The organism is Bacillus sp. WC2507, from assembly GCF_052656125.1.
In genome coordinates, this window is record NZ_JBQXPN010000003.1 from 349,129 (window position 1) to 361,664 (window position 12,536).

General features: G+C 34.9%; 9 protein-coding genes and 2 pseudogenes. 4 read left to right on the forward strand and 7 right to left on the reverse strand.

All coding sequences use genetic code 11. The features are described from left to right. The first annotated feature begins 141 nt into the window (after positions 1–141). Positions 142–546, forward strand: a complete 405-nt coding sequence (locus tag ACUN28_RS29570; RefSeq protein WP_016089996.1) for a DUF3221 domain-containing protein — start codon at positions 142–144, stop codon at positions 544–546. A 331-nt stretch (positions 547–877) separates the two neighbouring features. Here ACUN28_RS29570 and ACUN28_RS29575 read toward each other — a convergent pair whose 3' ends face one another. Continuing rightward, entirely contained in the window at positions 878–1,609 is a 732-nt protein-coding gene (locus ACUN28_RS29575; RefSeq protein ID WP_016089995.1) for a M15 family metallopeptidase, read from the reverse strand. A gap of 754 nt (positions 1,610–2,363) precedes the next feature. Between ACUN28_RS29575 and ACUN28_RS29580 the strand changes: the two genes are divergently transcribed. Then, entirely contained in the window at positions 2,364–3,464 is a 1,101-nt protein-coding gene (locus tag ACUN28_RS29580; RefSeq protein WP_016089994.1) for a response regulator aspartate phosphatase, read from the forward strand. After that, positions 3,464–3,622 carry a Phr family secreted Rap phosphatase inhibitor gene (locus ACUN28_RS29585; protein WP_016089993.1) on the forward strand — a complete coding sequence of 53 codons (159 nt, stop codon included), beginning with the start codon at positions 3,464–3,466 and terminating at the stop codon, positions 3,620–3,622. Before ACUN28_RS29580 ends, ACUN28_RS29585 begins: the two co-directional genes overlap by 1 nt. A 194-nt stretch (positions 3,623–3,816) precedes the next feature. Here the strand turns inward: ACUN28_RS29585 and ACUN28_RS29590 are convergent. Together ACUN28_RS29590 and ACUN28_RS29595 are read right to left on the reverse strand one after the other, a co-directional pair. Beyond that, a pseudogene (locus ACUN28_RS29590) lies at positions 3,817–4,167 on the reverse strand (metallophosphoesterase); the annotation flags it as partial. 240 nt (positions 4,168–4,407) lie between these two features. Then, positions 4,408–5,219, reverse strand: a pseudogene (locus ACUN28_RS29595) (Rpn family recombination-promoting nuclease/putative transposase); the annotation flags it as partial. Positions 5,220–5,465: 246 nt separating this feature from the next. On the opposite strand from ACUN28_RS29595, the gene ACUN28_RS29600 reads away from it, so the two are divergent. Further along, positions 5,466–7,427 (forward strand): M6 family metalloprotease domain-containing protein, encoded by a 1,962-nt coding sequence (locus ACUN28_RS29600; RefSeq protein WP_445423475.1) that lies wholly within the window; start codon positions 5,466–5,468, stop codon positions 7,425–7,427. 191 nt (positions 7,428–7,618) lie between these two features. Here ACUN28_RS29600 and ACUN28_RS29605 read toward each other — a convergent pair whose 3' ends face one another. The 4 genes from ACUN28_RS29605 to iolD form a co-directional block, all read right to left on the reverse strand. After that, entirely contained in the window at positions 7,619–8,410 is a 792-nt protein-coding gene (locus ACUN28_RS29605; protein ID WP_016089988.1) for a 5-deoxy-glucuronate isomerase, read from the reverse strand. Between the two features lie 105 nt (positions 8,411–8,515). Then, positions 8,516–9,361 carry a class II fructose-bisphosphate aldolase gene (locus ACUN28_RS29610; protein ID WP_016089987.1) on the reverse strand — a complete coding sequence of 282 codons (846 nt, stop codon included), beginning with the start codon at positions 9,359–9,361 and terminating at the stop codon, positions 8,516–8,518. Between the two features lie 128 nt (positions 9,362–9,489). Next, positions 9,490–10,386 (reverse strand): myo-inosose-2 dehydratase, encoded by an 897-nt coding sequence (iolE, locus tag ACUN28_RS29615; RefSeq protein ID WP_016089986.1) that lies wholly within the window; start codon positions 10,384–10,386, stop codon positions 9,490–9,492. A gap of 122 nt (positions 10,387–10,508) precedes the next feature. Beyond that, on the reverse strand, positions 10,509–12,443 hold the full coding sequence (gene iolD, locus ACUN28_RS29620) for a 3D-(3,5/4)-trihydroxycyclohexane-1,2-dione acylhydrolase (decyclizing) (RefSeq protein WP_016089985.1): 1,935 nt from the start codon (positions 12,441–12,443) through the stop codon (positions 10,509–10,511). Positions 12,444–12,536: the final 93 nt, after the last annotated feature.

Genomic DNA, 12,536 nt, shown 5'->3' on the forward strand with positions numbered 1-12,536 from the left:
ATCCATTTCCATTAATAGATAATTTTAACATTTATGGATTATGTGTGACAGAACTGTTAAACATCTTAATATTAAAAGGTTTTATATGATAGAACTAGAAAATGGCAAGTGTAGGGATAAAATATAAGGGGGATATGTATTATGTTTACAAAAAAACAAAAATTAGTAACAACCGTAACAGCTTTAACATTAGGATGTGGATTTACTTTCGGATTAACACCGGCATTTGCAGATTCTAATAAGGCGTCTGTAAGCACTACACCTATTCATTCTACTCATAAACAAGAACAAGATCCTTTTACTGGATATGTCATTTCAGTAGAAAACAATTATTTAGTGGTTGCTTCTACATCTACAAAAGATGAAGCTCTCGCTTACCAAAATGATTGGTGGGAGTTAGTAAATCAAAATAAGATTTTAAGGGTTCCTATTTCAGATGGTGAAAATTACACTATAGGTGAACAGTTAAATGTTTATTCTGCTGCATGGACCAAATCTTTACCACCAATTGCTGTAATGCCTAAAATTGAAAGAGTAATTCAATAGATTGTGCTAAAAATAACAGGGCATTATTCTAATTAGAATGATGCCCTGTTATTTAGTAAAAAACCTAATACGTAATATTTTTATCCTTTTTCATTGCTCTCTGATTTCCATCATATATTAACCTAATACTTATCATTCTGCACCTGACGCAAGATCCTACATCTCACATTACTGTAAAGATATTACTCGCCATCTTTCATCTCTAAAATAGTAGTCTCGTTTACAATTCCATGGCATACCCTTTAAAAGCATTATGAACTACCTTATTTTATACCCCTATCTTTTACAATCTTACTGCTATCGCTAGCCAATTTAATTCTCCAGTTCGATTTTACAGATTCATATATTCTTCTAAAGTCAATTTTTTCTTATATATACTTTCAGCAATATCCCCTACATAGCGAATATGCCACGGTTCATAAGCGTATCCAGTAATACTCTCTTTACCTTTTGGATAACGGATGATAAATCCTGCACGATGCGCATTTTCTTTCAGCCATTTTCCTTCTTTCGTATTCGCAAAGGTTAGCTCTAGTTCATTATTTGCACTTTTAGAAGAAACATCCATCGTTAATCCAGTTTGATGTTCACTATGTCCGGGTTTTGCCGAGAAGCGATCCGTATGCTCTTGTCCTTTTCTATTCACGTTGTTTGCATACAGGTTTTTTTGATAATCATAGGAGCGAAACCCCGAAACAGCATTTAACTTGATTCCTTCTTTCTTTGCTAAATCAAATAACTTTTCTAGTGCTTCTGCTGCCTCTTTACGAAGGTAACTCTTTTCTAACGTCCCACTGAATGAGAATGGTACATTTGGTACAACTAAATCCTCCGGTTTATAGTCTTCGGGCAATCCATATTCCTTATTAACTACAGCCTGTATACTAGCAAAAGAGCTTGCTATGTTGTTTGAAGTTCCATTTTGTTCTTTATTTATGGAGTTTTCACGAGTTTCATAGTTTGTCTTTTTTGGTTCTTTACCAATAGATTGATTGGTGTAAAGGATAAAGATACCTAGTATCACAATCATACAAGTAAAAATCCCTACTAATTTAATTCTCATTATTCATTTCCTTCCTGCCACTCTTAATGTTTCTCATTCATAATACTACAACCATATCAAATTCATATTAATTCGAAGTGAACTTTTGTTCTTAACATATTACTTAACAGGAAGACAGCATATCCTCCTATTCGTTTGACACACTATAGATGCTAACACGTAGAAAGCAATTCTATTCCTACACACGGAAAAATATTCTAAAAATTTGTATAATAAGATTAGAAGTGTAGCATTCTATTATAGAAAGGTCTTGGTATGATGCTAGGTATTCATGTAAAAAAAACAAAAGAAGAGTTAATTATTTCATGGCAATTGGCGAAGATTACGATTCTATAATCACGTATTTCATTTTTTCATATGTATTAATCATTCGTAAATAGACACTATATAATCCTTTTCCCACTAATTCTATTATTGTAATTCACTTTATTAATTTTGAATTCAACTTCATCTTTTTTATAAAGTAGAAGTTTCGTTTGATACATCTGTATACTCTCATTATGATAATTACTTAGCGGAAGTATAAACCTACGCTCCCTCTCATAAGAAGTATTTAATAGAAAGCAGTTAAAAAAACAAAAAATACATTAACGAAACTTATCCTATCTTACCTATACTTTTTCAAATATAAAAGCATGGACAATAAATAAAATCAGAATATTCTGTATATTAATGAAAAAAATCGAGATTAAATTTAATTTATCGAATTCCTGTTATTATCAGAATAAGCCTTTACAGAGAAATGGGGGATATTATGACTGTTCAAGAAAAAAGTAATAAACAATTGATTGAATTATTACAAGAATGGTATGAAGAAATTCGTTTATATCATGTAGTAGAAGCAAAACAAACATATCTAAAAGTAAAAGAAAGTTTAAAAGAAATAGAAACAGACCAATATGTATCATTCTATTATTCCCTACTGAATTTTAGATATAAAGTTTTGGTAGATGGAATGAATATTACAAGAGATTCTTTTAATCAAATAGAAAAACTACCAAATATTAAAGATGAATTTTCATTTTTAGCTTACTATTATTATTTCTTTAAGGCAATCCACTCTACAATTATAGCAAATTATACTGAGGCAAAAACACACTATGAAAAGGCGGAAGAACTTTTAAAAGATATACCTGATGAAATAGAAAAAGCTGAGTTTGAGTATAGATTTTCAACATACTGTTATCAATCTTATCAACCATTTGAAGCGATTCAACATGCAGTTAAAGCCAAAGAAATATACTTGAATCATGTAGGCTATAAAATTAATATTGCTTTATGCGACAATGTATATGGACTGGCTTGTATAGATCTAAGAGAATTTGAAAGAGCGGAAGAATGTCTCAATATGGTTATTGATGTTTTTAAGAAGTATGATGAAGAACAATTATTATTACGAGTACGATACAATTTAGGCTGGTTATATAATATTCAAGATTTATATCCATTGGCGATTAGACAGAGTTCTGAAATTATAAATACCATACCGAACCATTTTAAAGCATTATTTGTCTTAGCAAGAGCATATTATAAGTTAGAAGGCGTTGAAACAGCAAGATCATATATCGAGCAAGGAATGAAATATACAAGTGAATCAGGAAATGAGGAATATAAACATCGTTTCGCAGTTTTAAATGAACTAATCACAGAAATGCCTAGAATTAAACTAGAAAAAGTAGTTACTGATGCCATTTCTTATTTTGAAAAAGAGGAAATGTGGGATTGTGTAAAAGAATATGCAGAGATTTTAGCACTGCAATTTTACGAGGCAAATAATCATGTTAAAGCGAGTAAGTATTTCTATATTAGCAATAATGCTGATAAGAAACATTTAAGAAAAGGAGCGTTAAAGTAATGAAAAAAATAAAAAAATTGTTATTCAGTACGATAATAGTAAGTACATTAGCATGTAGCATGATTAGTTTAAATGTATCACAACACTCTTCTTTTAATGGTGGAGATACGCCAGCACCAACAAAACTGAGTGTCTCTGGTGGAGCATCTATTAATTAACGTAATCCAGTTTTCTCACTTAAAAAAACAGAAAATTCATACTATAAATGCAAAAAAGTTGAATAAAATGGATAAAATATTGCACTCCCAGTCCGGAACAGATTTGTTTCGGACTATTCACGTTACTATAATTGTGCGTAGGGTGATAGACTAAAAGTAGACAAGATTTTCTATACATAAAAAAAAGCATCCTATCCCATTGCAGTCATCGCTACCATCATTGGCGATTGTGGCTGATCATTGAATAACTCTACTGAGTTTCCTTGAATTGTATCCCCAGCATCTACTAATATGGTATTGGGATTTTCCTGACGCACCTTCTTTATAACCGTATAAAGCTGCGTTAAACTTCCACTCGTATTTGCACCATCAAACGCATAATCCCAGGGCATAAATCTACCATGAATATCGGCAGTACCTAACAGTGTAATATTAACATCAGATTCCTCAGCTTTTGAGATAGATGGTTTGACTGTGACTGCTGTTCCAAGAAGTATAAGAATAACAAAATAACATAAATAGTTCTTCCATTTCATTTTTTGCATAATAATAATATTTCTCCCCTTTTTGTACTGTCATAAAGTTGCTTGAGCTTTAAAAATGTAACTTATTATTCGGAAAATTTTAACTACAAAAAGTAATTTTTGAGGTGGTTCTGCATAAAAAACAAAAAATGATATAGAAAAAGCACTGCCGAATTGTTCAGCAATGCTTTTCTATTAAACGTACTATATCAATGAGTGTCTATTTTCTTTTATTCATGAGTACTATAGGTTCATATATGTTCACTTTAATTTCAAGATACGTTCTATTTCCTCTACACTCAACTTACTTGCTTTTGCAATAGTTTCAAGCGGTACATCTATTTCATGCATCCCTCGAATTATTTGTTTCTTCCCTTGCTCAATGCCTTTTTCCATGCCTTCTTGTTCAGCATGCGCTAGCTTAGCTTGTTCATCTAAAAGCAATTTTTCTCGGGCTTCATAAGCTGTTCGGAAAGAAGAATCATGGCTCATATTTTCCCATTTATTAATTGCTTTTTGTAAAATTGGATCTTGTTTCATCGCAATCTCCTCCAATGCAATGTTTGAGTTAAATGTTCATCTTCATGCGCTGGTAGTAATAACATCCAACGAACAAACGTATTTTCCCAAGGGTTTACTTTTTCTTCAAGCCATTGTTTTACCAATTTTGGTATCTCTACAAAATGGATTTTAATGTCGTCACTTAATAGTTTTTGCATTTTTGTATTCCATAATTGTCCAATGGTATGAAATGCATCATCCTGAGAAAATAAAATAAAGTCTAGTAAGTTAATGGTAATTGTTTTCCGAAGGGAACGATATGGCATCCCTTCTTGCATTTGGGATGTATAAAGTTTACTCCAATAATATAAAGATCGCTTCACCATATCATGTGTATTTCGAAGCTGAATTTCGATATTTACCTGCGTCCCATTATCTAAAGTTGCTAATAGGTCTAAAATTGATAACTTATCATCTTCATAAGATTTATGGAGATGTGGGTCATCTAGTTGTAGCGATGTAATAGGTGCCTCTAAAGATTCCTCTAAAATTGCATTTAAGAAACCAGTTAAATATATTCTAAAAAGCACACTTTTTGACAGAACTCCACATGTAACTTTCATCAATCCTGTTTTATTGAATAATCTTGAGAAAACATTAATCTCATAAAAAATTAACATTTTTTCAATTTCCTGTAATTATAATTAAAGGTATTCTGTTAGTGTTATACAGGTGTATCTATCGATCTATTCCATGTATGAATCTAGTCTGGCTATTAACAGAATACTCCATATATCAATAGAAAAGGGGGAAGGTTTATGCAAAGAATTTTTAAATTCCTGTTCATATCCGTTTTTTCTTTAATTTGTGTTTTGTATGTTGAAACGAACGCTTTTGCGGCACCAGCATACGATGGAGTTGTCAACATGAAGCAGCCGTCAGGCGAATCTTTTGAGGGCACGTTACATGGTGATGAATGGTTCCATTGGGTAAGTACAAAGGATGGTGACGTACTTTTACAAGATCAGAAGGGATATTGGAATTACGCTGAGCTTACATCAGATGAACTGAAATCGACGGGGAAAAAATTTAAAATTGATAAGAAGCCTTCGATGGCGGTAAATGAGAACAATTTGAACAAATGGATAAAGAAATACAACCCTCAAGCTAAGAAAAAACAGGAGTACATGAATAAATTACAAAAAGAAGCACCAAAAAATATTGATGGAACTGTCACTCCACTTTTAGGAACTAAAAAATTGCTTGTTTTGTTAATTGGGTTTACAGATGTTGATATTGCATATAACGATAACGATTGGAGTAATAAATTCTTTTCTACAAATCAAAAATCAGTAAAGAATTACTATAATGAAGTAAGTAATGGAAAAGTACAAATCACTCCAGCTTCCGAAACATATGGTACGCAAAATGATGGGGTAGTTAAAATAAAATTAGACTACGCTCATCCGAGTACATCGGGAAAAAGCATGGGAACGGTTATAACAGATGCATTGACTAAAGCTGATTCCCAAGTGAATTTTGCTAGTCTTGATACTAATAATGATCAAATCATTGACTCCAAAGATGGTTTCTACATTGTAACTGTTATTGCTGGTAATGAACAGGCTAGTGGTGGTCCACTTCCAAATATTTGGGCACATCAGTCATATGCTCCTAATACAAATCACGATGGTGTTACAGTATCAGGCATGTATACAGCGCAGGGTGAAAAACAATATGGTCATATGGCGACAATTGGTATACCTGCTCATGAGTTAGGTCATTCTTTTGGTCTTCCGGATCTATATGGCGACAATAACCGTGTGGGTAGTTTAAGTATAATGGGGAATGGAGCTTGGAATAGTCTTCCTGGGGAAGAGTATGGAACTACGCCAGATCATATGGATGCTTGGTCCAAGGTAAAACTAGGCTTTGTAACGCCAAATGTAGTAAATACCAGCAACAATTTTACTCTAAATGCAATCCCAAATAACTATAATGTGTTAAAGATTCCTTTAAAGGATAATACGTATTTTTTAGTTGAGAATCGTGCAAAGGTTGGGTATGATGCGAGCTTACCAACTAATTCTGGTGGTATTGCGGTTTGGCATATTGATGAATCCATGAATAATAATTCTAGTGATCCTCATCCTTTCATTGATATAGAACAATCCATCAGTGAATACCAAGATCCTTTCTATTACACGAATCAAAATCATGCTGCTACCTTTGGTCCAGACACCAATCCGAATAGTAATACCTACACGGGAGAAAAATCAGGCGTAACAATTACAACTACAAGTACAAGTAATTCTGCAATGAATGTAGCAGTCACAACAAAAGAAACTAGTTTAATTCCGCAAACAAACTGGACACTAAAATATGTAGATAGCTATAATTGGTACAATTTAGGTACGTATGCCTTCGATGGAAACAAAGACACACTTTGGCATACAAACTGGAGCCCCATAGCTCCTATGCCGCACGAGATTCAAATTGATTTAGGTGCAAACTATAATCTCTCCAAATTCAGCTACTTGCCAAGGCAAGACGGCCAAATAAATGGAACGATTAAGGACTATGAGTTTTACGTCAGTAGTGATGGAGTGAACTGGGGAACAGCTGTATCCATAGGTGCTTTTGCAAATAATACTAATTTGAAAGAAGTCAACTTTGCGAACAAGACAGGTCGTTATATTAGACTACGTGCATTAAGCGAGGTAAACAATAATCCATGGACAAGTGCGGCTGAAATCAATGTATTTGGAGTGGCTCAATAATATATTTTGTAAGTGTATAACGCTACTTAAAAAGGTTATCATCCGCTGAGAGTTTCGCTCGGCATTTGATAACCTTTTTATTCTATATATTTAAAACTGAAACCTGTTAGGGATTATTGCGTATACAAATCTTTCAATCACCTACGATTCAGCTTTTCAAAATTTTTTTGCACCAGAACCTCTATTTTCATCTATTCTTTTTCTGGCCAAATTTTCGCATTTGGTTCTAATAACCACTTGTGGTCTTCCTCCATGATACGATCATTCCATGGATTATTCTCAAGATGTCGAATCATCCAACAAAAATACATGGCATATCCAGGCGCCGTTGCTTGTGGATGGTCTAGTTCACCTGGAATTGTAATAAAACTATTATGTACAACGCGATAAGCATCCTCACCAACCATTGCACATCCAAATCCCTGTGGCTTGTTAAAGCGATAATAATATACCTCCGGTTGATTATGGTGATGAGGTGGATAACTGGACCATCGCCCTGGATAAGAAATAACTTCTCCTACTACCATATTAGAATATACTGCATTATTATAGTCAAAAATCGTACGAATGACACGCTGCGCCGTTCCCTCCCATACTCCTTCTCCAGCTACAACACTTTGACACTCATTTGGAGTATATAACTTAGAAGCAAATTCTTGATCATTATCCGTTTTTTGAACAAGCACTTCACTATCTGAAAGAGCAGTAATTGTAACCTTCACATTTTTAGATACATGTAAGCACCAAGGGTTTTCTTCAAACACAGACTGTCTTTGAATAACTTGTTCCATTCCTTCCCACTCTAAACGTATTGCCCCTTCCAGTAAAAGAACCGCTGTTTCATTCTTATTATCAAATAGCAACTCTTCTTTCCCATTAGACATCTTATATATGCCTATATCCATTAACATATCACTGCCTTGACCGTTCATTTCTGTTAATATATTATATCCTTCATTTAATTCACCCAATTTTCCTAACATGGCTTTCTCCCCCTTTTATTTAATGGTTACTCAATCATTCTCTACTTTTGTCAGCTAACTACATTCCAAGTTTCATCTAACTATTACTGAAGAAAGCTTTTCTATTTATACTCTGTTTTCACTTCCGAATATTTGCATATGACTTTTAACATTTTCGTATGCAGCCTCAATAACGTCCTGGTGATACATAAAGTAATCTGAATACGGATTATTTAGGACTGTATTGTTAACAGCAGTAATTACATTCTGAAATGTGGCTGTTGCTACATTAATTTTTCGAACACCATGTTGAATACATTGCTTGAAATCCTCTGGACTAATGCCAGAACCGCCATGTAAAACGAGTGGGATATGGACTACTTTTTTAATCTCTTGTAGGCGGTCTAATCGTAAATTAGGATCTCCATTGTACATACCATGCGCATTTCCAATTGCAACAGCTAACGCATCTACGTCTGTTTCTTCTGCAAATCGTTTTGCTTCTGTAGTGCTTGTCAGCAACATTTCAATATCTTCTGATCCGTCCTCACTACCACCAACTCTGCCAATCTCAGCTTCTACCGTCGCACCGTACTGTTTCGCAAGTTCTACAATTTCTTTTGTCTTTTGGATATTCTCTTCTAACGGATAGTGAGAGCCATCAAACATAACCGAGCTAAAACCAATCTCTAACGTCTCTTTAATCTTTTCAAACGTCATCCCGTGATCAAAGTGAACTGCTACTGGAACAGTTGCTTTTTTCGCTGCAGCTACCATCAACGGACCAATCATATGAATTGGAGAATGATTCAAACGAACTTCTGCAATTTGTAGAATAAGCGGCGAACTTAACTCTTCAGCTGCTTTGATAGCTCCCATGACCATTTCCATATTAGCGACGCTAAAAGCCCCAACCCCATAATTCTCTTGATTTGCTTTTGTTAAAATATCTTTCATTTGAACTAATGGCATTACATATTCACCTATTTCAAAATTATTTATTAACTGCAGAACCAACCATCTCGTCTTTTTACTCCTTTTGTAAGAAGACCTGTTGATTGTCCAATCATTAACTTAAAGATAGTCTCGAAATGTGAAAATTACAGACCTGCTTTTTCTTGTATAAATTTTCGGGCTTTTAATGCGTATTCAAAAGGATTCGCTAAAGCTGGGTCTTGCTCTGCTTCTACCACAAACCACCCTTGATAATCAGAGTTTGCAAGGATAGTAAACACTTCATCAAATCCAATTACGCCATCCCCAGGGACTGTAAATGCCCCATTCTTCACTGCCTGTAAGAAGCTTAATCCGTTTTCCTTTACAGCTTCTACTACTTCTTGACGAATATCTTTTAAATGTACGTGTTTAATCCGAGGTAAATATTTCTTCAAAATATAAAGAGGCTCTTCTCCTGAAAAAACAAGATGACCTGTATCAAAAAGCAGAGATACAAGCGCTGGATCAGTCATGTCCATTAACTTTTCAATTTCTGCCGTTGTTTGAACACCCGTACCCATATGATGATGGTATACAATATGGAGTCCCTTTTCCTGAGCTAATTTACCGAGGTGATGTAATCCATCCGCAAGCTTATCCCACTCTTCTTCTGTAAAAACAGGCTTATTTTTAAATAGTGGTACATTCATTAAACCTTGAATACTATGCCCTTGCTCTGAAACAACGATGACTTTTGCACCCATGTCATGCAAGAAATCCCTATGCTTAATAAATTCTTCTACCGTCTCTTCAAGCGGCTTCGTTGTTAAAAGCGTACTAAACCATGCACTAGCAATCTCCAAGTTTCGTAATTCCAAAGATTTTTTTAATACAACTGTATTTCTCGGATATTTATTCCCTACTTCACTTCCATTAAATCCAGCTAGTGCCATCTCACTAATACATTGTTCAAACGTATTTTCTGCCCCTAGCTCCGGCATATCATCATTTGTCCAAGCAATTGGTGCAATTCCAAGCTTAATTGTATTCTCTTTAAACATCCCCTTGTCTCTCCTCTTTACAAAATGTGATAGAATTTCGTCATATTCTCTTATCTGTTCATTAAAAGGAGAGCTTCTTAAACAATATGCATGTAGATAAAAAGCTCTCTTTGTGCCCTAATCTAATAAGATCTTGCCTGTTGCAAGTTACTTACTTTACTCTCATACGCAGCTTGTATACTTTGACTTTTAGATACTTCCGCAACACCTACATGCCACCATGACTCGTATCCATTTGTCATTGTTTTTGGTAATACTTTAATATCAATTAATGTAGAAACTGTTTGTTTTTTCGCATCTATAAGCGCTTCTCGTAATTGTTCTAGTGATGTAACATGATATGTTTTCACACCATATCCAGCTGCGCTAGCTGCAAAATCAATTTTCATAATTGCCCCGTCTAATTTACGAGTTTCCTGGTTTCGGTAGCGAAACTCTGTTCCAAAGCTCCCCATTCCATTGCCCATTTGTAAGTTATTAATGCAGCCAAATCCGGAGTTATCAAACAATAAGACGTTAATTTTTTTGTTTTCTTGAAGACTTGTGACAAGCTCAGAATGAAGCATCTGGTAACTACCATCCCCTACCATTGCATATACTTCTTTCGATGGTTCAGCTAGCTTTGCACCAAGTGCGCCCGCAACCTCATAACCCATGCAAGAGTATCCATACTCCATGTGATATGTATTCGGTTTTCTTGATGTCCACATTCTTTGTAAATCACCTGGAAGACTTCCTGCCGCTCCAACGATAATTGCATCTTCATCGAGTAATGTATTGATTTGTCCAATGACTGCGGTCTGTGTTAATTGTGTACCAAGTGCATCTACATACTCATTTAAATTTTCATCGAAATGACCTTCGACTTCTGGTGTGAAATCTTGACCTGTAAAGCGAATATTATGTAGACGTGATAATTCTGTTTCCCAAGCCTCTTTTGCATCAGCAATTTCTACTGTATAACTAGATCGATAATCAATTTCTTGCAGTTCATCTATTAGAGCAAGAAGTGCTTCTTTCGCGTCCGCTATAATCTTTAATGCATCCAGCTTATTCGCATGGAATTCTGAAATGTTGATGTTTAAAAACTCAACTTCTTCATTTTGAAATAATTGTTTCGATGCCGTTGTAAAATCAGTAAATCTCGTCCCGATGCCAATAACAAGATCCGCTTCCTTTGCAATTATATTAGCGGCTATATTTCCCGTTACCCCAATGCCGCCTAGATTATAGGGATGACTACTTTCAATCGCACTTTTTCCGGCTTGTGTTTCTCCAAATGGAATGTGGAATGTTTCAACAAACTGTTTTAACTCTTCTGCCGCTTCTGCGTATCTTACACCGCCACCGCAAATCATAACTGGCTTTTTCTTTCTCTTAATGATTTCCACTGCATCCGCTAAGCTGGCTTTTGTAGGTAGACGACGTTCAATACGGTGAACACGCTTTTGGAAGAAGTAACTTGGAAAATCCCATGCTTCTCCTTGGACATCTTGTGGTAAACAAATGGTTACAGCTCCTGTATCTGCCGGATTCGTTAAAACACGCATCGCTTGAATCATAGCGGTCATCAATTGTTCAGGACGATTTATCCTGTCCCAGTACTTACTTACTGCACGAAAAGCATCATTCGTAGAAATAGATAAGTCATGTGTTTGTTCAATTTGTTGAAGAACAGGATCAGGTTGTCTCGTTGCAAATACATCTCCTGGAAGTAATAAAACGGGAATATTATTTGCAGAAGCTGTTGCTGCAGAGGTAATCATATTTGCTGATCCAGGACCAACAGAAGAAGTACATGCCATAATTTGTTTTCTGTGTTTTTGTTTTGCAAAAGCCATCGCAGCATTTGCCATTCCTTGTTCATTTCTCCCTTGATATACCTCTAATTCCCCTGCGTCTTCTTCTAAAGCTTGACCTAGGCCTACTACATTTCCATGACCAAAAATCGTAAAGATTCCCTTAATAAACTTTTGTTGCTTTCCATCAAACTCTACGTATTGCTGATTTAAAAATTTTACCAATGCTTGTGCCGTCGTCATTCTAACCGTTTGCATATGATTTGCTCCTTTCTATCTCTATCAGTCATTCTGCATATGAAAAAGGAGTATTAGGAATGTGATAGACTCCTAATACTTCCTTCTTATCTT

Bases quoted from the DNA above. Each gene is read 5' to 3' on its own strand.
- iolE (WP_016089986.1), bottom strand. From the start codon at position 10,386: ATGTTTAAAGAGAATACAATTAAGCTTGGAATTGCACCAATTGCTTGG.
- ACUN28_RS29575 (WP_016089995.1), bottom strand. From the start codon at position 1,609: ATGAGAATTAAATTAGTAGGGATTTTTACTTGTATGATTGTGATACTA.
- iolD (WP_016089985.1), bottom strand. From the start codon at position 12,443: ATGCAAACGGTTAGAATGACGACGGCACAAGCATTGGTAAAATTTTTA.
- ACUN28_RS29585 (WP_016089993.1), top strand. From the start codon at position 3,464: ATGAAAAAAATAAAAAAATTGTTATTCAGTACGATAATAGTAAGTACA.
- ACUN28_RS29570 (WP_016089996.1), top strand. From the start codon at position 142: ATGTTTACAAAAAAACAAAAATTAGTAACAACCGTAACAGCTTTAACA.
- ACUN28_RS29580 (WP_016089994.1), top strand. From the start codon at position 2,364: ATGACTGTTCAAGAAAAAAGTAATAAACAATTGATTGAATTATTACAA.
- ACUN28_RS29610 (WP_016089987.1), bottom strand. From the start codon at position 9,361: ATGCCATTAGTTCAAATGAAAGATATTTTAACAAAAGCAAATCAAGAG.
- ACUN28_RS29600 (WP_445423475.1), top strand. From the start codon at position 5,466: ATGCAAAGAATTTTTAAATTCCTGTTCATATCCGTTTTTTCTTTAATT.
- ACUN28_RS29605 (WP_016089988.1), bottom strand. From the start codon at position 8,410: ATGTTAGGAAAATTGGGTGAATTAAATGAAGGATATAATATATTAACA.